Raw genomic sequence first — 23259 nt, 5'->3', positions numbered from 1 at the left:
ACGCGGGATGCGGAGGTGGAGGTGGTTCCAGAGGATCTGCGGTATACCACGGAGCATGAGTGGGTACGGATGGAGGACGGTCGGGCCCGGGTGGGGATCACGAAGTTCGCCGCGGACCGGCTCAGCGACATCGTGTACGTGGAGCTCCCGGAGGTGGGGCGGGAGGTCCGCTTCATGGAGCCCTTCGGGGTGATCGAGTCCGTGAAGGCCGCAAGTGACCTGTATTCTCCCCTCACGGGCCGGGTGGTGGAGGTGAACGGGCGGTTGCGGGACCAGCCCGAGCTCGTCAGCCAGGACCCGTACGGGGAGGGGTGGATGATCGTGGTCGAGCCCGCGGATCCCTCGGAGCTGGAGCGGCTTCTGGACGCCGGGGCTTACCGCCGGCACATCGGGGAGGGGTAGTGCGGTACGTCCCCACCACCCCCGAGGAGCGGGCGCACATGCTGCGCACCATCGGGGTGCGCTCCGTAGAGGACCTCTTTGCGGATATCCCTCCGCGGGTGCGCTTGAAAGCACCGCTGCGGATGCGACCGTCGCTGTCGGATCCGGACCTGGTGCGCTACTTCCGGGCCCTGGCGGAGGAGAACGCCCATGCGGGCAAAGTGGTGTGCTTCGCGGGGGCGGGAGCCTATGACCACTTTATCCCTCCGGCCGTATGGCAGCTGGCGAGCCGGGGCGAGTTCCTCACCGCCTACACCCCCTACCAGCCGGAGGTCAGCCAAGGAGCGCTGCAGGCGGGCTACGAGTACCAGACCATGGTCTGCGAGCTGTTGGGGATGGAAGTGGCGAACGCCTCCCTCTACGACGGCGCCAGCGCCCTGGCGGAGGCAGTGGCAATGGCGCGGGATCTGACACGGCGGGACCGGATGGTGGTGAGCACCGCGGTGCATCCGGAGTACCGACAGGTGGTGCGCACCTACACCGCGGGATTAGAGGTGGAGGTGGTGGAGATCCCCCACCAGGGGGGATTCACGCCCGTGGAAGCGGTGGCCCGGGTGGTGGATGGGCGCACCGCGGCAGTGGTGGTACAGCAGCCCAACTTCTTCGGCGGGGTGGAGGACATAAGGGCGCTCGCGGAGGTGGCGCACGCGGCCGGGGCGCTCTTCCTCCTGGCCACCGCGGACCCGCTGGCGTTCGGGCTGCTGGAGCCTCCGGGAGGGGTCGGCGCGGACATCGCAGCAGGGGAAGGGCAACCCCTCGGCAGCCCCTTGAACTTCGGGGGACCGTATCTGGGGATCATCGCCACCCGCATGTCCTTCGTACGACGGATGCCGGGGCGCCTGGTGGGCGCCACGGTGGACGCGGAGGGCCGGCGGGGGTTCGTCCTCACCCTGCAGGCCCGGGAGCAGCACATCCGGCGGGAGAAGGCCACGAGCAACGTCTGCACCAACGAGTTCCTCAATGCGCTCGCGGCCGCCATCTACCTGGCATTGCTGGGTCCCGACGGGGTGCGCAGGGTGGCGGAGCTGTGCGTGCGCAAGGCCCACTACCTCAAGGGGCGGATTGCAGATCTCCCTGGGTATACCCTTGCCTTTCCGGGCCCCACCTTCCATGAGTTCGTGGTGCGCACCCCGCATCCCGCGGACCAGATCGTGCGCGTGCTGGCGGGAAAGGGGTTCCTGGCCGGTGTCCCGCTGGGGCGGTTCGATCCGGAATTGGGCGACTGCCTCCTGGTGTGCGTCACGGAATCCCGAACCCGGGAGGAGATGGATCGGTTCGTGGAGGCGTTGCGGCAGGTGGTATGAAGGAGCGGGACTTCCCCCTCGTCTTCGAACGGAGCACCCCGGGACGTCGGGCGCACGGGCTTCCGGAACCGGATGTGCCGGAAGTGCCGCTGGATGAGCTGGTACCGGAATGGGCCCGGCGCCGCACTCCGCCTGCCCTCCCGGAGGTGAGCGAACTGGAGGTGGTGCGGCACTACACCCTGCTCTCCCACCGGAACTTCTCCATCGACCAGGGATTCGTGCCGCTCGGATCGTGCACCATGAAGTACAACCCAAAGCTGCACGAGGAGGTGGCCCGGTTCGAGGGCTACTCGCGCCTGCACCCCTACACCCCGGAGGAGCTGGCGCAGGGGGCCTTGCGGCTGATGTTCGAGCTGGGGGAGGAGCTGCGGGAACTAACGGGCATGGACGCGGTGACCTTCCAGCCCGCGGCGGGTGCCCATGGGGAGCTCACCGCGCTTCTGATGATTCGGGCGTACTTCGCGCACCGGGGAGAGTATCGTACGAAGGTGCTCGTGCCCGACAGCGCCCACGGCACCAATCCCGCCTCCGCCCGCATGGCGGGCTACGGGGTGGTGACGGTGCCCAGCGATAACCGGGGCAACATGGACCTGCGGCAGCTGGAGGCAGCCCTGGGGCCGGACGTGGCCGCGGTGATGCTCACCAACCCCAACACCCTGGGACTGTTTGAGGAGCACGTGGACCGAATTGCGGAGCTGGCCCACGCGCACGGCGCGCAGATGTACCTGGACGGGGCGAACCTCAACGCCATGCTGGGGATCACCCGACCCGGGGACCAGGGGTTTGACGTGATGCATACCAACCTCCACAAGACCTTCAGCACCCCCCATGGGGGTGGAGGACCCGGGGCGTGCGCGCTGCTGGTGAAACGGCACCTGGAGCCGTTTTTGCCCGTGCCCGTGGTGCGGCGGGAGCAGGACCGGTACCTCCTGGAATGGGAACGGCCCCAGAGCATCGGGCGGGTGCGGGCCTTCTACGGGAACTTCGGCACCCTGGTACGGGCCTACGCGTACCTGCGGACCCTCGGGGCGGAGGGATTGCGGGCGGTGGCGGAGCATGCGGTGCTGCATGCCAACTACCTCCGCGTGCGCCTGGCGCCGTACTACAGGATTCCCTACGACCGCGTCTGCAAGCACGAGTTCGTGGCGAGCGGGATCCGGCAGAAGCAGACGAGCGGGGTGACCACCAAAGACATCGCCAAGCGCTTGCTGGACTACGGCTTCCACGCGCCCACGGTGTACTTCCCCCTCACCGTGGAAGAGGCACTGATGATCGAGCCCACGGAGACGGAGAGCCTGCAGGTGCTGAATGCGTTCGCGGAGGCTATGATGGTCATCGACCGGGAGGCCCGGGAGAACCCGGAGGTGGTGAAGACCGCGCCCCACAGCATGCCCGTGCGGCGACTGGACGAGGTGCGGGCCGCCCGGTTCCCAGACCTCCGGTGGAAACCCGAGAGGAGGAGCGATCCATGAACTCCCGAACCCTGGCCCTGGCCGCCCTCGGCGCGGCCCTCACCGCCATCTGTGCGCAGCTGAGCTTCACCCTGCCGTTCGTGACCAGCGTGCCCTTTACCCTCCAGGTGTTCGCGGTCCTGCTCATGGGGGCCGTGCTGGGTGCGCGGACAGGGGCCCTTGCGGAGCTGCTGTACCTGCTGCTCGGTGCCGCGGGCATCCCGGTGTTCGCGCACTTCCGGGCCGGACTCCAGGTGCTGGTGGGTCCGACCGGTGGATACCTATGGTCGTATCCCCTCGCGGCCCTCCTGGTGGGGTGGGCGGCGGATCGGGCCATGGACCGCCAGGGCTTTGTGCGTAACGTAGCTGCGGGCATGGTGGCCGCCATCGCCTGTATCTACGCCCTGGGCGTGGTGGGACTGGTGCTCTCGGGGGCAGTGCCCACATGGACGCACGCGGTGCGGATCGGGGTGGTCCCCTTCGTGTGGTTTGACCTGTTGAAGGCCGTGATGGCGCTCTTGGTGGCGGAGCGGATCCGGGCGGTGATCCCGGGACGGGAGCTCGCGCGGTGAGGGATCTCCTGGAGGCCCTGGAACAGCGTCCGTTTGGGAGGATCGGGTGGGTCACCCACCTCGTGATCTCCCCGCGGCCTGGAGATCACCGGCTGGTGGAGGCCCTGGCGCTGCTGCCGGGTGTGGGCCCCGCGGGGGAGTACGCGGCCAAGCAGTTCTGGAAGGGGAGGCGGGTGCCGGGGCGGGAGGTAAGCGCGGTCAACGCGGAGTTCCTGGATCTGCTGGGCATCGCTCCCGAGGTCCCTGGCGACAACCTGATCGTGCGGGGCATCCGGCTCGGCGGCCTAGAGCCGGGAACGCTGGTTCGAGTAGGCCCGGTGCACCTCCGCCGGAGCACCACACTCCACCGGCCCTGCGTCCTCTTCCGGAGTCGGGCGGGGGCGCTCGCCTTCGAGCTCGCGGCCCTCGGCTGGCGGGGAGCCCTCTTTGAGGTCCTCAATCGGGGTGTGGTCCGGGTGGAAGACCCGGTGGAGGTGCTGGGGTGAGGCCCTACTTCGAGTGCTTGTCCGCCACCTTGGTGGCCACGTAAGCCTCCGGCTTGGTCCTCGCCGCGTACCCCGAGCCCGTCACCATTCCCACCACCTCCCGGATCACGGACTTGGTCTCCCCGCGATCCCCTACATCCAAGTGGATCTCGATGGGGAGCTGCGAGTACCCGTTGCGGGCGAGGGCGCTGGAGAGTCGGGAGGCGATCTCCAGGCTCAGGGCCGCCTCGTACAGGATCCGCTGACGGAGGCTCGTGATCTTCCGGTTGTACTGTTTCCGGTAGAAGTACCGTGCGCCGTGACCGACCCGGTGGATGACGATGGCGGTGACGAAGCAGGTCTGATCCGAGACCACGGAGTCGGTACCGATGATGAGGTGGTAGGGGTGCTCGGGTTCCTCATGGACGAAAGCCACCAGGGCCCGGAACATCTCCTCGAAGGACAGGCGCCCGAAAGTCGGGCTCACGTACTCCACGGCGATCCTCACCTTGAGTATAGACCACCCGCCCGGGCCCTCCCAGATTACAGCTCCCGGCGGCCCTCCAGGGCCTTCGCGAGGGTCACCTCGTCCGCGTACTCGATGTCCCCGCCTACCGGGAGGCCATGGGCGATGCGGGTGACCTTAATGCCGAGGGGCCGGATGAGCCGGGTGAGGTACAGGGCCGTGGCATCGCCCTCCACCCTGGGGTTGGTGGCGATGATCACCTCCCGTACCTCCCCGCCCTGAAGCCGCTGCAACAGCTCCCGAATCCGGAGGTCCTCCGGCCCGACCCCCTCCAGGGGAGAGATGGCGCCCTGGAGCACGTGGTAGCGACCCTTGAACTCCCGGGTGCGCTCCATGGCCAGCACGTCCCGGGCGTCCTCCACCACGCACAGCACGGAGGGATCCCGGCTGGGACTCGTGCAGAGGGCACAGGGATCCACGTCCGTCCAGGTGAAGCACACGGAGCACGGACGGATCTGCGCCCGAGCGTCGAGGAGGGCCTGGGCGAGGGCGCGCACCTGCTCCTCCGGCATGCGGAGGATGTGGAAGGCGAGCCGCTGGGCGGTCTTCGGACCCACCGTGGGCAGCCGCTCCAGTTCCTCCACCAACCGCGCGAGGGGTTCTGGGAGGTGCATCCTGAAACGATCCTACCCGAAAAGCCCGGGGATCTGCAGCCCGCCCGTGGCGGCCTGCATTCGGGAGGCCGCGAGTTCCCGGGCCCTGCGCAGGGCCTCGTTCACCGCGGCCACCACGAGGTCCTCCAGCAGGGAGACGTCCTGGGGATCCACGGTCTCCGGGGCGATGCGCACCTCCACCAGCTCTCCCTGCCCCGTTACCACCGCCCGCACCGCACCCCCGCCGCTACTGGCCTCCACGCGTTCGTGGGCGAGCTCTTCCTGCACGCGGGCGATCTCCTGCTGAACCCTCTGCACCTGTTTTGCCACCTTGCTGAGGTTCCACACGGCTTTCCTCCTCCGCGGGAAGTTGGGAGCCGAAGGGCCGGAATTCCACGAGGGGGCCGAGAAGGTGCGTGGCCTGTTGGACCAGGGGGTCCTGCTCGGGCCCTGGAGGCGAATCCTCCTGCGGGGAGGCGACAAACCGCACCCGCAGGGCCACGCCCAGCACCTGCCGGATGGCCTCCTCTACGAGGGATCGGTGGCGGGGATCCCCTAAGGTGGTGGCCGCGAAGGGTCCACCCGTGGTCACCTCCACCACGAGGCCGTGCCCTTCCAGGGCCACGGGCCGCGCGTCACTTAAGAGGGCGTGCGTGTAAGCCCGGCGGCGCCGGACTCCCTCCAGGATCTCCTTCCATCGGTCCATCACCCGCTCCAGCGAGACCTCTCCTCCCTCCAAGGGGAGCCGGGGCTCCGGGAGGGCGTCGGGTTTGGGCGGAGGATCCGATACCGGTGCGGGCAGGACCTCCGGTGCGGTCCTCTCCGCACCCGCCTGCAGGAGCTGTTCCAGACGTGCCACCCGGGCCCGCAGGCCCTCCAGACCTGGGTCCGCCTCGGGCCGTGCGAGGCGTAGCAGGGCAAGTTCCAGGCTCAGGCGCGGCTGAGTGGTCCACCGCGCTTCCGTCTCCGCGGAGGAGAGCACGGTGATGGCCCGCAGGAGTTCCTCCTCCGCAAACCCCGCGGCCTGCTCCTGCACCACCCGGTACCGGTCTTCTCCCACCTCCACCAGGTTCCGCGCGTCCGGACTCAGGCGTGCCACCAGGAGATCCCGGAAGTGCTCTACCAAGCGGCGCAGCACCTGCCGCACGTCCCGGCCGCTTTCCACCACCTCCGCGGCGATGCGCAGCACGGAGGAGACGTCCCGGTCCCGCAGGGCTGCCACCACCCGGTCCACCAGATCCTCCTCGAGGGTGCCGAGGAGCCGTACCACGTCCTCTCCCGTGATGCGGTCGCCGGCCCAGGCCATGAGCTGGTCCAGGATGGCCTCCGCATCCCGCAGGGCGCCATCCGCGCTGCGGGCGATCCGCTGAAGGGCTTCCTCCTCCACCACGATTCCCTCCCGCTCCGCCAGGGTCCGCAGGCGTTGGACGATGAGGGGGGTAGGGACCCGGCGGAACTCGAACCGCTGACAGCGGGAGAGAACGGTGGCGGGGAGGCGGTGGGGTTCCGTGGTCACCAGCACAAACACCGCGTGCGGCGGAGGTTCCTCTAGGGTCTTCAGCAGCGCGTTCTCCGCCTGGTCCGTGAGCATGTGGGCCTCGTCGAGGATGTACACCTTGTAGCGGCCCTGAGCGGGCAGCAGCCGCACCTTATCCCGGATCTCCCGGATCTCGTCGATCCCGCGGTTGCTGGCGGCATCCAGCTCGATGACGTCCAGGGAAGTTCCCTCCGCAATGGTGCGGCACTGGGCACACTCCCCGCACGGGTGCGGCGTAGGCCCCTGGACGCAGTTCAGCGCCTTGGCCAGAATCCGGGCCGTGGTGGTCTTCCCCGTTCCCCGGTGGCCGCTGAAGAGGTAGGCATGAACGATTCGGCCCTGCGAGATGGCGTTCTGGAGGGTGCGGGTCACCCGCTCCTGCCCCACCACCTCCTCGAACGTCGTGGGACGCCATTTCCGGTACAGGGTGACGTGCGCGTTGGTCTGTCCCATGGGAGATCCCGGATACTGTTATTCTACCTGGAGAACGACAGAGGCTTCCGGAGACCTCCTTGGACGGATGGATCCGACTGGGCTTTGCGGTCCTCCTGGCGGTGGCAGCCTGGGTGGGGGCCGCATGGGTGTACCGGGACGGCCTGCGTCGGGGCATGGGGAAGGCCGCCCTCGCCTGGGCCCTGGCTACAGTGGTGCTCTTTCCCGCCCTCTTTCCGGTCTACGTCCTTGTAGTCCGTCCACGCCTGCCCGGAGAGCAGGTGTGGGATCTCTCGGAGGTACTGGCGGTGGCGAGTCTCGTGATCGTGACCCTACCTCTGGGGGTGAGCCTGGCGGGCGGGCTCCGGCCAGACCTCCCGTCCTTGGCCGGAGCCGTGTTGGCCCAGAGCGCGGTGTTCCTGGGGGGATGCGGGTACGTGGTCCGCCTCCGCTATGGCCTTCCCCTCCGGGCCCTGGGATACGATGCGGCCCGCTGGCCCGTGGGGCTCCGCACGGGTCTCCTCGTCGCGGCGGCGGTGATTCCCACGGTGCACCTCGCGGTGCAGCCCGCATCCAGGTACCTGCTGGGGCTCCTCCTGGGGCAGGATCGGGCGCGGTGGCTGGCGGAGCAGGAGGAAGCCGCGAATCCTATCCTTCAGGCCCTGCCTCCGCTCTCGGATCCTGGGGGGGTGGTGGCGTTCGCGCTCCTGGTGGCGGTCCTGGTTCCCGTGGCGGAGGAGACCTTCTTCCGGGGGTTCGTGTATCCCCCCTTGCGGCGGCACTACGGGGCGCGGGCGGCGGCGTGGCTTTCTGCAGTCTTCTTCGCCGCCGTGCATCTCCAGGTGGTGAACTTCCTCCCCATTCTGCTCCTGGGCGTGGTCCTCGCGGCGGTGTACGAACGGACGGGCTCCCTCCTCCCCGCGGTGGTGGTTCATGCGGCCAACAACCTGGTGGCCCTGATTTCCGCGTACGCAGGGCGGTAGCGCGGCCGTGCACCTACCTTCGACGGACGCACCCGCGGCGGTTTCCGCGGGGCGCAGCTCCGGCCAGGTGTCCCTGCGGCACACGGGAGGGACTGCTTACCGTTGCTTCCTTCCGGACCTGGCGGGGTTCGCAGGCTCCCGTTGCGCAGGACCCAGCCCTCCTCACCGTCCGCGCGGGCCGGAACCCGTAGGCACGCCGCCTCGGGCTAGGAATTCAGCCCCCCTGTGGCGGGTTGGGGGTTACAGGGAACCGCCAGCTCCCCGCCTAGCACGGCCGCGCACCCCAGTATACCACTCCGCCGCTCCCCCGGAGCTCCCGTGCGATCCCCTGGGCCTCGTGGAGGGCGAGATGGGCGAGGGCCCGGGGAAGGACTCCCTGCCGCACTCGGGCCAGTAGCTCCTCCGTGTCCACGATCTCCACCCTTCCAGAGGGGAACCGAACCACGTCCACCTCCAGGTCCACAGAGGCGGCGAATTCCGGGTAGATCTCCACGGGCGTGTTCACATTGTAGATCTCCCCGATCTCCTCTCCGCTCTCCCGGAAGTACCGGCGCCGCACCCACCACGCTCCCTGCATGAGCTCCACGAGTCCCCAATCCCCCGTGCATTTCTCGGCACCGAGGCTGTCGTACCTTCCTCCGGGGCGGAAGGTGCGGCGCACCACCACGGTGTGTGCCTCCACATGCTCCACCGTCCCCCGCAGCACCAGGGTCCGGGCTCCGGGCTTCCGGTAGTGGATCTGGTACGGGGATCCGGGGACGATGCGGTCCCAGACCAGCGCACGCTCCAGGGCCTGGGCGTCGTCCACCTGGGCTCCTCGGGCCTCCGCCTCCCGGAGCCGGCCGTCGTCGCAGGCCCGCAGCCGGTGGTGTCCGGAGAGGGTGGGCACGTGGCGGGCCCGTACGCAGTCCAGAAACGCCTTCACGGGAGCGGGGAAATCCATGGTGCAGATCCACCGTCCGTCCCGGGCGTGCACCTGCACCACCGCGAGCGGCAGATGACGACGCAGGGCCCGCGCCACGGCCTGTGTCGCCTCCGCGGAACCCGTGATGAGAATCCCCTGGTGATCCGCCTGATCCCTGATGTGCACCTCCGGCGACGCGGAGTCTTCGGGAAGGTGGATCCTAACGCCGATACCCGATCCCACGGATGCGCACCCGCCGGTGGTCGAGGAAGAACTCCGCGTGCGTGATCTCCTGCACCAGCCACAGGTTGGTGGCCACGTGGTCCGTGACCTCCGGCACCACGAACTCCGTGGTCCCTTCCGCCAGGGCCGCGTACACCACCAGCTGGTCCGCAAGATGGCGGTCCACGGTGGCGCCGCTGCGGAGGTCCACGAGCAGCATCCGGGCCACCTCGTCCGCGAGGGCCTCCGAGGGGCGTCCGGGCGCCCCCGCGCGATCCGCGCCCAGGCGACAGCCCGTGCTGGTCTCCGCGAAGACCGCGAGGGCCGCTCCTGGCTGCAGGGCCGTGCGATCGTAGAGCACCTCGATGTGTGCCTCCAGCCCCCCCTGTGCAAGCTTCGCCGTACATCGTTCCGCCATCCGCTCGCTCACCCTCCGCTGTTGGAGGTGGGAGGAGAGGGCAATTCCCCAGACCCGCGTGACGTGGCCCTGCTCCACCATCTGCAGGGCTCGCAGGGCACCCTCCACGGGCTCCACCCGCACCTCCAGGATCCCTCCTCCTTTCGGCACGTACCCGGGTCGGAGGATCTCCACCTCCGCCCGGAGCCCCATGCGTCGGAGGAGGGGAAGCACCACGTGCTGCAGGTGGAAAGCGGAGGGTGCGAAGTCCTGAAACAATCCTCCCTCGATGCGGAACACGCTCGGCCTAGGGGCGAACGCGGCCACGGGGAGTACCGTCATGGCCAGGAGGGTGGTGGAGCCCGCACTTCCGATGTCCCACGTGTAGCGGCCGCCCTCCGGAGGCCGCAGGGGGCGGAGGGTGAACTCCCGGGAACCCACCCGGGCCCCGTCCAACGCCCCTCCGCACAGGGTCGCCACGGCCTCCAGGGCCCTCAGGTGCTGGGGTCGCAGGCCCGGCTCCTCCCGTCGCGCCCGCACGTTGGTGATATGCAGGTCCTGCCCCAGCAGGGCCGCGAGTGCGGCGGCGGTGCGCACGATGGTCCCGCTCCCACTGTGCTGGGCGCCGTCCAGCTCCACCATCCCGTTCCCACCATACGGAGGTCTCCGCCCGGAGGCAAAGGGGGACGGTACAATGGCCCTGTGGCTTTCCGGACACGTTCACGGTCCGTCCCGGGGAAGGTGGCGGAGGGGGTGGGATTTGAACCCACGAGGCAGGTTTTAGCCTGCCTACGCGCTCTCCAGGCGCGCCGGATCAACCAGGCTCCCGCACCCCTCCGCGCACCTTCTAGCATACCAGAGCCCGCTACGGAGGGATGCATGGCGTACTGGCTGCTGAAGAGCGAACCCGAGACATGGTCCTGGGAAGACCAGCTGCGGGCCGGGGTGGAGGTTTGGGACGGGGTGCGGAACCCGCAGGCCCAGCGCCACCTGCGGAGCATGCGGCGGGGGGATCTCGCCTTCTTCTACCACACGGGCACGGAGCGGCGGGTTGTGGGGATCGTGGAGGTGGTGCGCGAGGCCTATCCGGATCCCTCGGATCCCGGGCGGGTCGTGGTGGAGGTACGGGCCGTGCGGCCGCTTGCGCGTCCGGTGACGCTGGCGCAGATCCGGGCCGATCCCCAGCTCCAGCACCTGCTCCTCCTGCGCCAGCCCCGGCTCTCCGTGATCCCCGTGGACCCCGTGTCCTGGAGCCGGATCTGCGCCATGGGCGGACTTCCCCCGGAAGCCCCCGAAGCGTACCATAGTCGTGGCCGCACCCGCGCATCCTAGGACGAGAGGGAATCCGGTGTCGGACCGCTACAGCCGCCTCCTCGCGGAGTACACGGCCTCCGTTCGCTGGGAACGGCTAAGCCCGGAGGTGGTGCATGAGGTCAAGCGCCGGGTGCTCGACAGCCTCGGCGTGGCCATGGCGGCCTTTGTGGAGGATGCCCCGAAGGCCGCCCGGGCATATGCCTACACCCTATCGAGCGCACGGGGTGCCACCCTGTGGGGAACACCCGTGCAGGCCCCACCGGGGGCCGCGGCCTTCGCCAACGCGGTGATGGTGCGCTACCTGGACTTCAACGACACCTATCTCTCCCGGGAGCCGCTCCATCCCAGCGACATGATCCCCGCGCTCGTTGCCCTCGCGGAGTGGCGGAGGTGTAGCCCCCGCGAGCTCATCACGGCCATCGCCCTGGCTTATGAGGTCGGCGTGTGCCTGTGCGACGCGGCAAGCCTGCGGGCGCACGGGTGGGACCACGTGAACTACACGGCCTTGGGCACCGCGTGCGGGGCCGCCTACCTCCTGAAGTTGACCCCACCGCAGACCGAACACGCCCTGGCCATCACCGCGGTGGCACACGCGGCCATGCGCCAGACCCGAGCCGGAGAGCTCGCCATGTGGAAGGGTGCGGCGGCCGCGGAGGCCACGCGGAACGCCCTGGAGGCGGCGCTGCTCGCCGCAAGCGGCATGACGGGGCCGCATCAGCCGTTTGAGGGCCAGATGGGATTTTTCGCGCAGCTGCTGCGGGGCGAACGGTTCGACGACGGCGTTCTGCGGGCGCTGACGGACCAGAGGCCTCCCTCCCGGATCCTGGGCACCTACCTCAAGTTCTGGCCCGTGGAGTACCATGCGCAGAGCGCGGTGGATGCAGCCCTGCGGCTGCGACAGCAGATCCGGGACCCAGCGCGAATCGCCTCCGTGCACATCGAGACCTTTCGGGCCGCTTACGAGATCATCGCCAAGGACCCGGAGAAGTGGGAGCCGAAGACCCGGGAGACCGCGGACCACTCCCTCCCCTACATCGTGGCGGTGGCTTTGCTGGACGGCGAAGTCCACCGCGCCTCCTTCGCGCCCGCCCGGTTTCAGGACCCCGCCGTCCGGGCGTTCCTGAAGGACCGGATCACCCTCCGGGAGGATCCTGAACTTACCCGCGGCTATCCGGAGGGGATCCCCAACCGCATCGCGGTGCGTACCCAGGACGGGGCCACGTACGTGGAGGAGGTGCGGTTCCCCCGGGGACATGCCCGCAACCCCATGACGGACGAGGAGGTGATGGAGAAGTTCCGACGCAACGTAGCGGAGGTCTGGACTCCGGACCAGGCCGAGCGGGTGGCGGAGTGGGTGTGGCGCCTGGAGGCCCAGGAGGATCTCGGAGAGCTCGTGCGGCTCCTCTACGTGTGAGACCGGCATGACGTGGCTGGTGCAACCACCGCCGGAGGAGCACCCTGCCCTGCGACTGCGGACGCTTCTGGAGACCCGGGAGGTCCTCGTCGCCCCCGGCGTGTTCAACGCCCTGGTGGCACGCCTCGCCCAGGAAGCAGGGTTTGAGGTCCTGTACTTCTCCGGTGCCGCCTACAGTGCGAGCCTTGCCCTCCCGGACCTGGGCCTGGTAACCCTCCCGGAGGTGACGGAGGCGGTGCGGTGGGTGGTGCGGGCCACACGGCTTCCTGTGATCGTGGACGCGGATGTGGGCTTCGGAGAGGCCCTCAACGTGGTGCGCACGGTCCGCGAGCTGGAAGCCGCGGGAGCCGCTGCGGTGCAGATCGAGGATCAGGTGATGCCAAAGCGATGCGGCCACCTGGGCGGAAAGGAGGTCACTTCCGCGGAGGCCATGGCGGAGAAGATCGCGGCCGCGGCTCAGGCGCGCCGGCACCTCCTGGTGGTAGCCCGCACAGACGCCCGAGCCACCCACGGCCTCGCGGAGGTGATCCGCCGGGGTCAGCTGTACGCGGAGGCGGGAGCGGACGTCTTCTTCCCCGAGGCCCTGGAAAGCCCGGAGGAGTTCCGGGCGGTGGCGGAGGCGGTACGGGTGCCGTTGCTGGCCAACGTGACGGAGTTCGGCCGCACGCCGCTCCTTTCGGTGGAGGCGTTCCACCGTCTCGGCTACCGCATCGTGATCTTCCCCGTGACGGCCCTGCGGGTGGCCATGCGGGCCGTAGAGGAGCTCTTCCGGGATCTCCGGGAGAAGGGCAGCCAGGCGGACTGGATCCCCCGCATACAGACCCGGCGGGATCTGTACGACCTCCTGCGGTACGACGACTACGAGGCTCTGGACCGCAAGCTGGCCAGGAGGTGAAGGACGATGACGGAGATTCCCTACAGCCCCGGATTGGAGGGCGTGATCGCCACCGTCACCCGCGTCAGCTACCTCGACACGGACCACGAGAGGATCCTGGTGCGCGGATACGACCTCATCGAGCTCGCGCGGCACCGCCCGTACGTGGACGTCGCCTACCTCCTGTTCCACGGGGAACTCCCTACGTCCGAGCAGGCCTCTGCATTCGAGCGGAGCCTCTGCGAGGCCGCGGAGGTTCCGGAGGAAGCATACCGGATGCTGGCCCTTCTCCCCCGCACCACCTCTGTCATGGACGCCCTGCGCACCGGAATCTCCTTCCTCGCAGGGTACGAGGACCCCGCGGTCCTGGACGATCCCAGCCCGGAGGCGAACCGGGCGAAAGGACTGCGTCTGCTGGCGAAGGCCCCCACCCTCGCGGCCAATGCCCATCGGATCCTGCACGGACAGGAGCCCATGCGGCCGGACCGGGAGGCGGGGTTTGCGGGTGGGTTCCTGAAGATGATCCTGGGAGACTGCCCGGATCCCACCGCCCTCCGAGTCTTCGACGCCGTCCTCACCTGTTACATCGAGCACGAGATGCCGAACTCCACCTTTGCGGCCCGGGTGATCGCCAGCACCCTCTCGGACCTGTACGGAGCCGTGACCGGAGCTGCGGCTTCCCTCAAGGGATCCCTTCACGGCGGGGCCAACGAGGCCGCCATGCGCATGCTCCTGGAGATCCTGGAGCAGGGCGGAGCAGCCCGAGCGGAGGCGTACATCATGGAGAAGCTCAAGCAGGGGGCGCGCATCATGGGGTTCGGGCACCGGGTGTACATGCGGCGCCACGACCCCCGGGCCGTGCTGCTCCAGGAGTACCTTCCGCAGCTGGCGGACCGCCGGCCCGAGGGCCGGGAGCTGCTTGCCACCTACCGTACCGTGGAGGAGGTCATGGCCCGGGAGAAGGGCATCTACCCCAACGTGGACTATCCCATCGGGCTGTTGCTGTACCTGCTGGGCGTGCCGATGCCCCTCTACACGCCCATCTTTCTCTGCGCCCGGATCGCGGGGCTGGTGGCACACGTCACCGAGCAGCACGAGGACAACCGCCTGTTCCGCCCCCGGGTGCGATACGAGGGACCTCCCTACCGCCCGGTGCCGGTGCCGTCGGGCATCTAGGATGCCCTCACCCGGGTGCGATGGGATGATAGGGCGCGGGGATGGAGCGGATCCGGCTCGGAATCCTCTACGGGGGACGGAGTGGGGAGCACGAGGTCTCCTGCATCTCCGCCCGCAACGTGATCCGGGCCGCGGATCCTGAACGGTTCTCCGTGGTGGAGATCTTCATTGACCGGGACGGCACCTGGTTCGTACAGGGCCAGCCCGCGGCCCTGCGGCTGGACCGACCGGGGCGGGCGGTCTTCCTGGTGTCGGGGGGAGAGGTGGTCTGCGACGTCCTATTCCCGGTGCTGCACGGCCCCGCGGGGGAGGATGGCACGGTTCAGGGCCTATTTGAGCTTCTGAACGTCCCGTACGTGGGGGCGGACGTGCTGGGGTCTGCGGTGGGCATGGACAAGGGGGTGCAGAAAGCTCTGCTGCGGGCAAGCGGGCTGCCCGTGGTGGACTTCCTCGTGTTTCCCGCGAGCCGCTGGCGGAGGGATCCGGAGGGCGTGCGGCGCGAGACCGCGGAGCGGATCGGCTACCCCTGCTTTGTGAAGCCCACCCGGCTGGGTTCCTCCGTAGGCGTCCACCGGGTGGAGGCGGAGGGAGGGCTCGCGGAAGCGGTGGAGGATGCCCTGCAGTACGGCCTTGCGGCCATCGTGGAGCGGGCGGTTCCGTATCCCCTGGAGGTGGAGGTCAGCGTGCTCGGGAACGACGATCCCATCGCCTCCCTTCCGGGGGAGGTCCGGCCCACCCACGCCTTTTACACGTATGAAGCGAAGTACCTGGATCCGCACGGCGCGGAGCTGGTGATCCCCGCCTCCCTTCCCGGGGAGCTCTCGGAACGGGTGCGGTCCCTGGCCCTGGATGCCTACCGGGCTCTCCAGCTGTGCGGCATGGCCCGGGTGGATTTCCTGGTGACCCGGGAGGGCACCGTGTACGTAAGCGAGGTGAACACCATTCCCGGGTTCACCTCCATCAGCATGTATCCGAAGCTGTGGGAGGCCTCCGGGATCCCTTACCGGGATCTGATCTCCCGGCTGGTGGACCTGGCCCTGGAGCGGTGGCGACAGAAAAGCGCCCTGCGGATCCGCTACCCCAGCGGGGAAGCCCTCGCCCGGCGGGGAGGGATGGGATGAACCGATTCGTGAAGGCGCACGCGCTCGGCAACGACTACCTTGTGGTGGATCTCACCTCGCTCTCGTTCGCCCTCACCCCCGAGGCCGTCCGGCGCATCTGCGACCGGCATCTGGGAGTGGGCTCGGACGGGATTCTGGCGCGCGTGTCCAGCGATCGCGCGGACTTCGGGTTGCGCATCTACAACCCGGACGGCAGCGAGGCGGAGAAAAGCGGGAACGGCCTGCGGATCTTCGCCAAATACCTGTACGAGCACGGGTTCACCCGGAGCACCCGCTTCACCGTGGAGACACCCGGGGGGATCGTGACGTGCGTGCTTGCGGTGGTGGGGGACCGGGTGGCGGAGGTCACGGTCGACATGGGAGAGGCCAGCTTCTGGAGCCCACACATCCCTATGGCGGGCCCTCCCCGGGAGGTGGTGGACGAGCCTGTGGAGGTGGAGGGCGCGACGGTCCGGATCACCGCCCTGACGGTAGGGAACCCACACTGCGTGGTGTTCGTGGAGGATCTCACGGGGGTGGACTTCCCCCGACTGGGTCCGGCGCTCGAGCGGCATCCCGCGTTTCCCCAGCGCACGAACGTGCAGTTCGCTCAGGTGTTGGACCAAGAGAGGGTGCGCGTCCGCATTTGGGAACGGGGGGCGGGGGAGACCCTGGCCTCCGGTTCCAGTGCGTGCGCGGTGGCCGCGGCCTGCGTGCGCCGTGGGTTCACGCGGCGGGATGTGACCGTGGAGATGCCGGGAGGTGCGCTGCGAATCCAGGTGGGCGAAGGATTCTCCCTGCGGATGACGGGCCCCGCCCGGGAGGTCTACCGGGGCGAGTTCTCTCCGGAGTTCGTGGAGACGTTGTCATGACGGCGTCCGCCCGCTGGCTGCAGGGCGTCCGCGGGGTGGTGCTGGACCTGGACGGCGTGGTGTACCGGGGCAAGACGCCGCTGCCCGGGGCCGTGGCATTCCTGGAGCACCTGCGGCGCACCGGTCTCCCCTTCGTCTTCGCCACCAACAACGCCGCCCGGACCCCGGAGCAGTACGCGGAGCGGCTGGTCCGCATGGGGATTCATGTGGCTCCGGACCAGGTGGTGACCTCGGCCCAGGTGGCCGCGGAGTACCTGCAGGCCCGGGTCCAGCCGGGCACCTCGGTGTACGCCATCGGCGGGGAAGGGCTGCGGAAGGCGCTCCTGGAAGCGGGGATGGTGCTCTCGGAGGACCCGGACGGGGTGGCGTTCGTGGTGGTGGGGCTCGACGTGGAGTTCACCTATGCGAAGCTGCGGGATGCCTGCCGGGCCATCCGGCGAGGGGCGGGGTTCGTGGCCACCAACCGCGACCCCGTGCTGCCCGTGGGGGAGGATCTGTGGCCCGGCGCGGGTTCGCTCGTGGCCGCCATCGAGGTGGCCGCGGGGAAGGCGCCCGTGGTGCTGGGCAAACCCGAGCGTCCCCTCCTGGAGGCGGCCCTGCGCCGCCTGGGCGTCCCGGCCGCAGAGGCCCTCATGATCGGGGATCAGCTGGGAACGGACATCGCGGGAGGGGCTCGTATGGGCATGCGGACGGTGCTGGTGCTCTCAGGGGTTTCGCGGGAGGCCGAAGAGGGAGGGGTACGGCCGGATCTGGTGGTGCAGGACCTCGAGGACCTCCTGAGCCGGTGGCGACGGGAGGGTGGGGAATAGTCGGAGGTGCGGGGTGGCCAAGATCCTCTACGTGATCCTCGACGGACTCGGAGACCGCCCCATCCCCGCGCTCGGGGATCGGACACCCCTGGAAGCCGCGCACACCCCCCATCTGGACGCCCTCGCCGGACGGGGGCAGCAGGGACTGGTGGGGACGGTGGGAGAGGGAATCGCGCCGGAGTCGGACGTGGCGGTCTTCGCCATCCTTGGCTATGATCCCCACCGGTACCACACGGGTCGGGGTGTGCTGGAGGCCCTTGGCGTGGGTTTGCCGTTCCGGGACGGGGACCTCGCGCTCCGCGGAAACTTCGCCACCGCGGAAGGGGACCGCATTGTGGATCGGCGGGTGGGACGGGATCTCACAAGCGCGGAGACCCAGGCCCTGGCGGAGGCCGTCCAGCAGGAGGTGCGGCTTGAGGACGCCCGCTTCCAATTCGCGGCGAGCGTGGGGCACCGCTGCGTGCTGGTGCTCTCGGATGCCCGTACGTCGCTCTCCGCCCAGATCAGCAACACGGATCCTGCCTACGCCCGCATGGGCGGACTCGGGGTCGCCCGGGCAGTAGCAGGGGACACCGTGGAGCGGTGCGTGCCCTTGGTGAACACCCCGGAGGCCCGACGAGCCGCGGAGCTCGTGAACGAGTTCACCGCGCGCAGCCGCGTGGTCCTGGAACGCCATCCCGTAAACCAGCGGCGCCGCGCGGAGGGCAGACTCCCGGCCAACCTCGTCCTGCTCCGGGACGCGAGCGATCACCTCCCGGAGGTGCCCGGTATCGCGGAGCGATTCGGGGTGCGGTTTGCCTGCTTCGTGGAGATGCCCGTGGAGCGAGGAATCGCCCGGGTACTCGGGATGGGGGTGGTTCCCGTGCCCCCTGGCCAGGGAGACCCTGCCGCCTACACCGCCTGGGCGGAGCGGGCCCGGGAGGTCCTGGCCGAATGGGACGGGCTGTACATCCACCTCAAGGGGCCGGATGAACCCGGGCACGACGGGGACTGGGAGGCAAAGCGGGCGGTGATCGAGCGGATCGATGCCCATTTCTTCGGTCCCCTGCAGCCTGTGCTCGACGGGGCGGTGGTGGCGGTCACCGCGGATCACGCTACCCCGTGCTCGGTCCGCGCGCACACGGACGACCCCGTGCCACTTCTGGTGGCCGGGCCGGGAATCCCCCCGGATGGTGCAGGGCCCTTCGGAGAGCGTAGCGCGGGGCGTGGAGCCCTCGGCCGGCTCCGGGGGGTGGACGTCCTCCCGCTCCTCGTGCGCCTGAGCCGGGGGGAATTCCCGCGATCCGCATGACCCCGGGCTATCACGCGGCCAGGTGGGCGGCCCGCTTCCTCCTGTGGGGGATTTTCGGCTTCCGGGTTGCGGGCGCGGAGAACTGCCCCCCTGCGGGGTCCCTGGTGGTAGCCGTCAACCACCGCTCGTGGCTGGATCCCGTGGTGCTGGGTGCGGCGCTGCCCCGGCAGGCTACCTTCCTCGGGGCGGAGGATCTCTTGGGAGAACGGGTGAGCGAGGGGTTCGTGCCGTGGCGGGGCCTGCTGCGCGTCATCGCACCCCTCGTGCGGTGGTTCGGGATGATCCCCGTACGCCGTACGGAGGTGGATCCGGGGGCCTACACCGGCTCAGCCCTCCGTGCGGCACTGCGGGTCCTGCGGGGAGGCGGGGTTCTCGTGGTGTTCGCGGAAGGAGGCGTCAACCGTACCGGGGAGGTCCTGGCACCCTTGAAGGCGGGAACGGTGTTGCTGAGCGCCCGCGCACGGGCACCCATCCTTCCCGCCTGGATCTTCGGGACCGATCGCGCCCTCCCGTTGGGAGAGGTGATCCCCCACCTAGTTCCCGTGGGCGTGCGGTTCGGATCCCCGCTCGCTCCACCCGGAAATCCCTCCGGGGCAGAGCTTGCCGCGGCCCTGGGTCGGCTGCGGGAGGCGCTGCTGCGCCTCCACGCGCAGGGCCCACCCTGAAGGTCAGGGGTTGCCAGGAAGGCGCGGCTGTGGGGAGTGTCGAAAGAGATCTGCGTATGCCTCAGGAGGGCAGCGGGGGTAGGGGTGGCATGTTCGCGGAGGTGCGGGGCTGCCGCTGGTACTGCGAGGATGCGGGGGATGGCCTTCCCGTGCTTCTCCTCCATGGATTCCCCCTTTCCTCGGAGATCTGGTCTCCCCTACGGGATGCCCTCGTCGCCCGGTATCGGATGGTGACACCGGACCTACGCGGGTTCGGACGGTCGGACAAACCGGAAGGCTCCTACACCATGGAGTCCCTCGCGGAGGACGTCCTGGAACTCGCGGATGCGCTCGGGCTGGACCGGTTCGTGCTGGGAGGGCACTCCATGGGGGGCTATATCGCGTTCCGCATAGCCGCGCGCGCGCCCGGGCGCTTGCTCGGGTTGGTGCTCGTGTGCACGCGGGCGGAGGCGGATACCGAAGAGGGGAAAGCTCGGCGACGCCAGGCAATCCAGACCATCCGCACAGAAGGACCCCGCCCGTTCCTTGAGACCTTCCTGCCCAATCTCCTGGGGGCCACCACGAAGGCCTCTCGCCCGGAGCTCCTGAAGCGCCTCCACGAGATCGCCGCCTCGGTCCCGGCCCACGTGCTGGTGGGGTGCTTGGAGGGGATGATGGAGCGACCCAGTAGCCACGAACTACTCCCCAGCCTTAGGATGCCGGTCCTGGTGGTGGCGGGGGAGGAGGACGCGGTCACGCCTCCGGAGAGCGCCCGAACAATGGCAGAGGGATTCCCTCGGGCTCAGCTGACCTTCCTTCCCCGCTGCGGCCACACCCCGAGTCTGGAGGCTCCGGAAGCCCTCGCGCAGGCCCTCTCGCAGTTCCTCGAAGGGCTTGAGGGCTGACCTTTCCCCGCGCGGAGGGCGGCTCTGGGGCGATCCGGGGGAGCAGCAGGAGTTGCTGGGGGGACGAAGGCCGGGGTCGGTCTCGGAAACCGAAGCGTTCCCGGCACCGCTTTACGGTGCGATCCACCGCGTCCACATACGCACGGGGCGCATACTTCCGTGGGTACAGCCGCTCGTAGAGGGCCCCCAGCTCCGGATGGTGTTCCTGGAGGAACTGAAAGAACGCCTCCCGGGCGACTTCCCCCAGGTTCAGGACGCTGTGTCCGAGGAACCGGGCGCCGTGATCCCGGGCAACACGGATTACAGCTTCCAGGGTCTCCGGGGCATCCGTGAGGCCGGGCAGAATGGGGGCCACGAGAACCCCCACCGCCAGACCCACGGCGCTCAGTCGTGCCACCGTCCGCAGGCGTTGGTGAGGAGGCGCAACCCCGGGCTCAATAGCCCGGCTCAGGGGTTCGTCGAGGGTGGCTATGCTTACCCAGACCGTGACCCTTGCCCGTTGGTGGAGGGCCAGGAGGACGTCCAGGTCGCGCAGGATGAGCGGCGAGCGGGTGACGAGGCTCACCGGCGTGCGCGCGTCGCACAGGGCCTCGAGGATCTGACGGGTGATGCGGTAGCGGCCCTCGATGGGCTGATACGGATCCGTGGCGGTCCCGATGGCCACCTCCTCCCGCTTCCAGGCGGGGTGTAGGAGCTCCGCCCGCAGGACCTCTGGGGCGTTCACCTTCACGAAGATGCGGTTGCTCCATCCGTGGATGCCGTCCTCCTCGAGGAACCCGTGCGTCCGCCGGGCATAGCAGAACACACAGGCGTGGGCGCAGCCCCGGTAGGGATTGATGGACCACCGGAAGGGCATCCCCCGCACCCGGTTGAGCACGCTCCGAACCCGGATCTCCACATACTCCCGTGGCACACCTTTAGGGTAATGCGAACCTTTGTTCGCGTCAATCCGGACTGCCCTCCCGGGGCGGAACACCGCCCTGGCAGCGCGCGGCAGGTGTCTTGGTGGTGGGATTCGCTTCGAGCCCCGTGAAGGGAAGCTTCTGGGGCCACAAACAACACGGTTGTTTGCGTGCGTGCAGGAGCAGCGCCTAGAATGATCTCTAGAAATGATCTCTAGAGAAGCACAAAGGGGGTTGTTGCAATGGTGGGGATCGAACGAGAAGGATTCCTCTCTGGGGACGAAGAAGAACAACGCCAACAGGCGCTTCCATCCATGATGGAGGAGGAAGAGGGCATGTACACCGAGACGGAAGCGATGGCACCTGCGGAGCCGACGCCCGCGCCCGAGCAACCCACGCCCCGGCGGCCCGCGCGCCGTCCTGCGGCGCGCAAACCCGCCGCGCGGAAGCCCGCGGCTCGCAGAACTGCGGCGAAGAAGGCAGCTCCCGCGAAGCGGAAGGCCGCTGCAAAGCCAAGGAAGGCAGTGGCTCCCGCCCGCCGCAGGACCACGGCCCGGGCTAAGGCCAGGACGACGGCCCGAAAGGCGAAGGCTACGAGCCGCACCACGGCGCGCCGGACGACCGCCCGCCGAAGCACGGGCAGCCGCTCCGCGCAGCGGGCCCGACGCCGCCGCTAGACGGCGTCGGGCCCGGGATGCCCGGAGGTCCCCGAGATCGGCTCGGGGAAGGGGGAGAGGTCGCCTGTAAGGCGACCTTCTGTTTTTTTATGAACTATTACGCGTGTGTCGGATTTGCGGTCCAGAAAGCCCAGGACCTCACCCGTCTGGCGGAGCAGGCGGCCCGGGCAGGAGTGCCAGTGGGACGGGATCCGGTGTTGGGGTTGCGGAGGTGGTCCGTGGGGCGGGGCGTGGAGCTGTGGGCGGAGGTGGGGCCGCGGAAAGAGGTGCTGGGAGTTTTGCCCTTCTACGACTCCGGCCGTGACCACCTCCTGAGCGTGGTGGGATGTGGGGCGGATCCGGAGCATCCGGAGGAAGGGTGGGTGGAGGTATGGATCAACCCCGTGGCCCCGGAGGAGCCCTACTCCGGCGAGTTCCCCCTGGTGTGCGATCTCGTGGATTACTTGGCCGTTGGCCCCTGCCTGGAGTCCCTCCCGCGCCTCGTGCGCGCCCGAATGGTGGTTTTCCTGCACGAGGCCCGGGCCTTTCCGGATGCGCTGGCGGTGGCGGAGGAAGCGCTCCACGCGGGATTCCGGCTCCCGCCCTACACCTTTTCAGCCTGGACGAGCCCCAGGACCCGGAGCGTCCGGAGGCCACGGCCATGCTGAGCGGCCGTGTTGTCCGGACGGTCCAGGAGATCAACCCGCACACGGGCCTTTGCTTCCTCGTCCTCGTGGTGGATACCGGGAAGGTGACCGTGGACGCGGTGGCACCCCCGGACCTGCTCCCGGGGATCCGGGACGGGATGTTCTTGCAAGGAGGAGGCTGGGTGCTGGCGAAGTTCCCTACCCTGGAGTGAGGTTCTGGGTACCGCCTTAAAGAACTCCCTCGTCTGCCCGGCGGTAGGGGTGGATCTCCTCTTCCGCAAACCAAAGCCCGATCTCGTGTGCGGCCTCCTCCAGGGTCCCTGAGGCGTGCACGAGGTTGCGCACGGGCCGCAGCTCCAGGTTGGCGAGGGCGGGGGAGTCCGTGCTGAAATCCCCCCGGATGGTGCCTGGATCCGCGAAGATGGGGAGGGTCTTGCCCACGAGCTTGCGGACCGCGCTCACCGCATGCACCCCCTCGATCACCGCGGCCACCACGGGACCGGATGCCATGAATTCGATGAGCCAGCTGCGCACCCGGGCCCCGATCTCTACGAGATCCTCGGTTCCCATCCGCTCCCGCACATCGAGCCCGTACGTCTCAAAGGCTTCCTTGGTTTTTGTGCCGAGGGTGCGGAGGAAGTCCTCCCGGTCGGGGTAGTGCTGCTCCAATAGCCCCCGGGAGGCCCGCAGCATCTTGAGGCCCACGATCTTGAGGCCCGCTCGTTCCAACCGTCCCAGGATCTCGCCCACCAGTCCCCGCTGGACTCCATCGGGCTTGACGACGAGCAGCGTTCGCTCCGCTCGGGGGTTTTGCACGATCCACCTCCAC

26 protein-coding genes, 1 tRNA gene, 1 other RNA gene and 1 pseudogene are annotated in these 23259 nt (G+C 69.1%); 18 read left to right on the top strand and 11 right to left on the bottom strand.

The features are described 5' to 3' along the window. The first annotated feature begins 15 nt into the window (after positions 1-15). Genes gcvH through N0A24_00950 form a run of 5 tightly spaced genes read left to right on the top strand, consistent with a single transcriptional unit; the run spans position 16 to position 4253 of the window. Entirely contained in the window at positions 16-402 is a 387-nt protein-coding gene (gcvH, locus tag N0A24_00970; GenBank protein MCS7171981.1) for a glycine cleavage system protein GcvH, read from the top strand. Beyond that, positions 402-1745 (top strand): aminomethyl-transferring glycine dehydrogenase subunit GcvPA, encoded by a 1344-nt coding sequence (gene gcvPA / locus N0A24_00965; GenBank protein MCS7171980.1) that lies wholly within the window; start codon positions 402-404, stop codon positions 1743-1745. The genes gcvH and gcvPA overlap by 1 nt, the downstream gene beginning before the upstream one ends. Beyond that, positions 1742-3217, top strand: coding sequence for an aminomethyl-transferring glycine dehydrogenase subunit GcvPB (gcvPB, locus tag N0A24_00960; GenBank protein MCS7171979.1), 1476 nt, complete (start codon positions 1742-1744; stop codon positions 3215-3217). The genes gcvPA and gcvPB overlap by 4 nt, the downstream gene beginning before the upstream one ends. After that, a complete protein-coding gene (locus tag N0A24_00955; protein MCS7171978.1) occupies positions 3214-3768 on the top strand; it encodes a biotin transporter BioY in 555 nt (184 codons plus the stop codon). Before gcvPB ends, N0A24_00955 begins: the two co-directional genes overlap by 4 nt. After that, positions 3765-4253 (top strand): MOSC domain-containing protein, encoded by a 489-nt coding sequence (locus tag N0A24_00950; GenBank protein MCS7171977.1) that lies wholly within the window; start codon positions 3765-3767, stop codon positions 4251-4253. Before N0A24_00955 ends, N0A24_00950 begins: the two co-directional genes overlap by 4 nt. A gap of 4 nt (positions 4254-4257) precedes the next feature. On the opposite strand, the gene N0A24_00945 is transcribed toward N0A24_00950, so the two are convergent. The 4 genes from N0A24_00945 to dnaX are packed head-to-tail and all read right to left on the bottom strand — an operon-like array spanning position 4258 to position 7341. Next, complete coding sequence (locus N0A24_00945) at positions 4258-4728, bottom strand: ribonuclease H-like YkuK family protein (GenBank protein MCS7171976.1); 471 nt, start codon at positions 4726-4728, stop codon at positions 4258-4260. A gap of 47 nt (positions 4729-4775) precedes the next feature. Beyond that, positions 4776-5372 (bottom strand): recombination mediator RecR, encoded by a 597-nt coding sequence (recR, locus tag N0A24_00940; protein MCS7171975.1) that lies wholly within the window; start codon positions 5370-5372, stop codon positions 4776-4778. A gap of 12 nt (positions 5373-5384) precedes the next feature. Beyond that, the gene (locus tag N0A24_00935; protein MCS7171974.1) at positions 5385-5699 is read right to left on the bottom strand and encodes a YbaB/EbfC family nucleoid-associated protein; all 315 of its coding nucleotides are present in this window, start codon (positions 5697-5699) and stop codon (positions 5385-5387) included. Next, entirely contained in the window at positions 5599-7341 is a 1743-nt protein-coding gene (gene dnaX, locus N0A24_00930) for a DNA polymerase III subunit gamma/tau (protein MCS7171973.1), read from the bottom strand. Before dnaX ends, N0A24_00935 begins: the two co-directional genes overlap by 101 nt. 59 nt (positions 7342-7400) lie before the next feature. Here dnaX and N0A24_00925 point away from each other — a divergent pair, with 59 nt between their 5' ends. Beyond that, positions 7401-8303, top strand: a complete 903-nt coding sequence (locus tag N0A24_00925) for a CPBP family intramembrane metalloprotease (protein MCS7171972.1) — start codon at positions 7401-7403, stop codon at positions 8301-8303. Between the two features lie 5 nt (positions 8304-8308). Here the strand turns inward: N0A24_00925 and ffs are convergent. From ffs to N0A24_00905, 4 genes are all read right to left on the bottom strand, one after another. Further along, positions 8309-8577, bottom strand: an RNA gene (ffs, locus tag N0A24_00920) — signal recognition particle sRNA large type. Next, positions 8569-9393: a DUF402 domain-containing protein gene (locus N0A24_00915; protein ID MCS7171971.1), complete on the bottom strand. Its 825-nt coding sequence runs from the start codon at positions 9391-9393 to the stop codon at positions 8569-8571. The genes ffs and N0A24_00915 overlap by 9 nt, the downstream gene beginning before the upstream one ends. A 34-nt stretch (positions 9394-9427) precedes the next feature. Further along, entirely contained in the window at positions 9428-10468 is a 1041-nt protein-coding gene (rtcA, locus tag N0A24_00910) for an RNA 3'-terminal phosphate cyclase (GenBank protein ID MCS7171970.1), read from the bottom strand. 100 nt (positions 10469-10568) lie between these two features. Continuing rightward, a tRNA-Ser gene (locus tag N0A24_00905) sits at positions 10569-10664 on the bottom strand. 41 nt (positions 10665-10705) lie between these two features. On the opposite strand from N0A24_00905, the gene N0A24_00900 reads away from it, so the two are divergent. The 10 genes from N0A24_00900 (at position 10706) to N0A24_00855 (ending at position 20225) form a co-directional block, all read left to right on the top strand. Then, positions 10706-11158, top strand: coding sequence for an EVE domain-containing protein (locus N0A24_00900; GenBank protein ID MCS7171969.1), 453 nt, complete (start codon positions 10706-10708; stop codon positions 11156-11158). A gap of 16 nt (positions 11159-11174) precedes the next feature. After that, complete coding sequence (locus N0A24_00895; protein ID MCS7171968.1) at positions 11175-12554, top strand: MmgE/PrpD family protein; 1380 nt, start codon at positions 11175-11177, stop codon at positions 12552-12554. Positions 12555-12561: 7 nt separating this feature from the next. Further along, positions 12562-13449 (top strand): methylisocitrate lyase, encoded by an 888-nt coding sequence (gene prpB / locus N0A24_00890; protein ID MCS7171967.1) that lies wholly within the window; start codon positions 12562-12564, stop codon positions 13447-13449. Positions 13450-13455: 6 nt separating this feature from the next. Beyond that, positions 13456-14604: a citrate synthase gene (locus N0A24_00885; protein MCS7171966.1), complete on the top strand. Its 1149-nt coding sequence runs from the start codon at positions 13456-13458 to the stop codon at positions 14602-14604. A gap of 41 nt (positions 14605-14645) precedes the next feature. Next, positions 14646-15725, top strand: coding sequence for a D-alanine--D-alanine ligase (locus tag N0A24_00880; protein MCS7171965.1), 1080 nt, complete (start codon positions 14646-14648; stop codon positions 15723-15725). After that, entirely contained in the window at positions 15722-16576 is an 855-nt protein-coding gene (dapF, locus tag N0A24_00875) for a diaminopimelate epimerase (protein ID MCS7171964.1), read from the top strand. The genes N0A24_00880 and dapF overlap by 4 nt, the downstream gene beginning before the upstream one ends. Then, positions 16573-17385 carry an HAD-IIA family hydrolase gene (locus N0A24_00870; GenBank protein MCS7171963.1) on the top strand — a complete coding sequence of 271 codons (813 nt, stop codon included), beginning with the start codon at positions 16573-16575 and terminating at the stop codon, positions 17383-17385. The genes dapF and N0A24_00870 overlap by 4 nt, the downstream gene beginning before the upstream one ends. 13 nt (positions 17386-17398) lie before the next feature. Beyond that, positions 17399-18676 (top strand): alkaline phosphatase family protein, encoded by a 1278-nt coding sequence (locus N0A24_00865; protein MCS7171962.1) that lies wholly within the window; start codon positions 17399-17401, stop codon positions 18674-18676. Beyond that, positions 18673-19341 carry a 1-acyl-sn-glycerol-3-phosphate acyltransferase gene (locus tag N0A24_00860; GenBank protein MCS7171961.1) on the top strand — a complete coding sequence of 223 codons (669 nt, stop codon included), beginning with the start codon at positions 18673-18675 and terminating at the stop codon, positions 19339-19341. Before N0A24_00865 ends, N0A24_00860 begins: the two co-directional genes overlap by 4 nt. Positions 19342-19430: 89 nt before the next feature. Continuing rightward, the gene (locus N0A24_00855) at positions 19431-20225 is read left to right on the top strand and encodes an alpha/beta hydrolase (GenBank protein MCS7171960.1); all 795 of its coding nucleotides are present in this window, start codon (positions 19431-19433) and stop codon (positions 20223-20225) included. A gap of 325 nt (positions 20226-20550) precedes the next feature. On the opposite strand, the pseudogene N0A24_00850 reads toward N0A24_00855, so the two are convergent. Next, positions 20551-21081 (bottom strand): annotated as a pseudogene (locus tag N0A24_00850) (radical SAM protein). A gap of 260 nt (positions 21082-21341) precedes the next feature. Next, positions 21342-21764, bottom strand: a complete 423-nt coding sequence (locus N0A24_00845) for a hypothetical protein (GenBank protein MCS7171959.1) — start codon at positions 21762-21764, stop codon at positions 21342-21344. A gap of 129 nt (positions 21765-21893) precedes the next feature. Between N0A24_00845 and N0A24_00840 the strand changes: the two genes are divergently transcribed. After that, entirely contained in the window at positions 21894-22451 is a 558-nt protein-coding gene (locus N0A24_00840; GenBank protein ID MCS7171958.1) for a hypothetical protein, read from the top strand. After that, a complete protein-coding gene (locus N0A24_00835; GenBank protein ID MCS7171957.1) occupies positions 22445-22642 on the top strand; it encodes a hypothetical protein in 198 nt (65 codons plus the stop codon). Before N0A24_00840 ends, N0A24_00835 begins: the two co-directional genes overlap by 7 nt. A 16-nt stretch (positions 22643-22658) precedes the next feature. Here the strand turns inward: N0A24_00835 and N0A24_00830 are convergent, their stop codons facing one another. Beyond that, the gene (locus N0A24_00830; protein MCS7171956.1) at positions 22659-23246 is read right to left on the bottom strand and encodes a nucleoside-diphosphate kinase; all 588 of its coding nucleotides are present in this window, start codon (positions 23244-23246) and stop codon (positions 22659-22661) included. Between the last annotated feature and the right edge of the window lie 13 nt (positions 23247-23259).

The organism is Armatimonadota bacterium, assembly GCA_025059775.1.
Taxonomy (GTDB): Bacteria; Sysuimicrobiota; Sysuimicrobiia; order Sysuimicrobiales; family Sysuimicrobiaceae; genus Sysuimicrobium.
Note: the sequence above shows the minus strand (reverse complement) of the source record. Positions and strands in the feature narration are given on the sequence as shown.

Coding starts and splice junctions, on each gene's coding strand:
- gcvPB (MCS7171979.1), top strand. CDS start 1,742: ATGAAGGAGCGGGACTTCCCCCTCGTCTTCGAACGGAGCACCCCGGGA.
- N0A24_00900 (MCS7171969.1), top strand. CDS start 10,706: ATGGCGTACTGGCTGCTGAAGAGCGAACCCGAGACATGGTCCTGGGAA.
- N0A24_00840 (MCS7171958.1), top strand. CDS start 21,894: ATGAACTATTACGCGTGTGTCGGATTTGCGGTCCAGAAAGCCCAGGAC.
- prpB (MCS7171967.1), top strand. CDS start 12,562: ATGACGTGGCTGGTGCAACCACCGCCGGAGGAGCACCCTGCCCTGCGA.
- recR (MCS7171975.1), bottom strand. CDS start 5,372: ATGCACCTCCCAGAACCCCTCGCGCGGTTGGTGGAGGAACTGGAGCGG.
- N0A24_00955 (MCS7171978.1), top strand. CDS start 3,214: ATGAACTCCCGAACCCTGGCCCTGGCCGCCCTCGGCGCGGCCCTCACC.
- dnaX (MCS7171973.1), bottom strand. CDS start 7,341: ATGGGACAGACCAACGCGCACGTCACCCTGTACCGGAAATGGCGTCCC.
- rtcA (MCS7171970.1), bottom strand. CDS start 10,468: ATGGTGGAGCTGGACGGCGCCCAGCACAGTGGGAGCGGGACCATCGTG.
- N0A24_00835 (MCS7171957.1), top strand. CDS start 22,445: ATGCTGAGCGGCCGTGTTGTCCGGACGGTCCAGGAGATCAACCCGCAC.
- N0A24_00860 (MCS7171961.1), top strand. CDS start 18,673: ATGACCCCGGGCTATCACGCGGCCAGGTGGGCGGCCCGCTTCCTCCTG.
- N0A24_00870 (MCS7171963.1), top strand. CDS start 16,573: ATGACGGCGTCCGCCCGCTGGCTGCAGGGCGTCCGCGGGGTGGTGCTG.
- N0A24_00855 (MCS7171960.1), top strand. CDS start 19,431: ATGTTCGCGGAGGTGCGGGGCTGCCGCTGGTACTGCGAGGATGCGGGG.
- N0A24_00885 (MCS7171966.1), top strand. CDS start 13,456: ATGACGGAGATTCCCTACAGCCCCGGATTGGAGGGCGTGATCGCCACC.
- N0A24_00880 (MCS7171965.1), top strand. CDS start 14,646: ATGGAGCGGATCCGGCTCGGAATCCTCTACGGGGGACGGAGTGGGGAG.
- dapF (MCS7171964.1), top strand. CDS start 15,722: ATGAACCGATTCGTGAAGGCGCACGCGCTCGGCAACGACTACCTTGTG.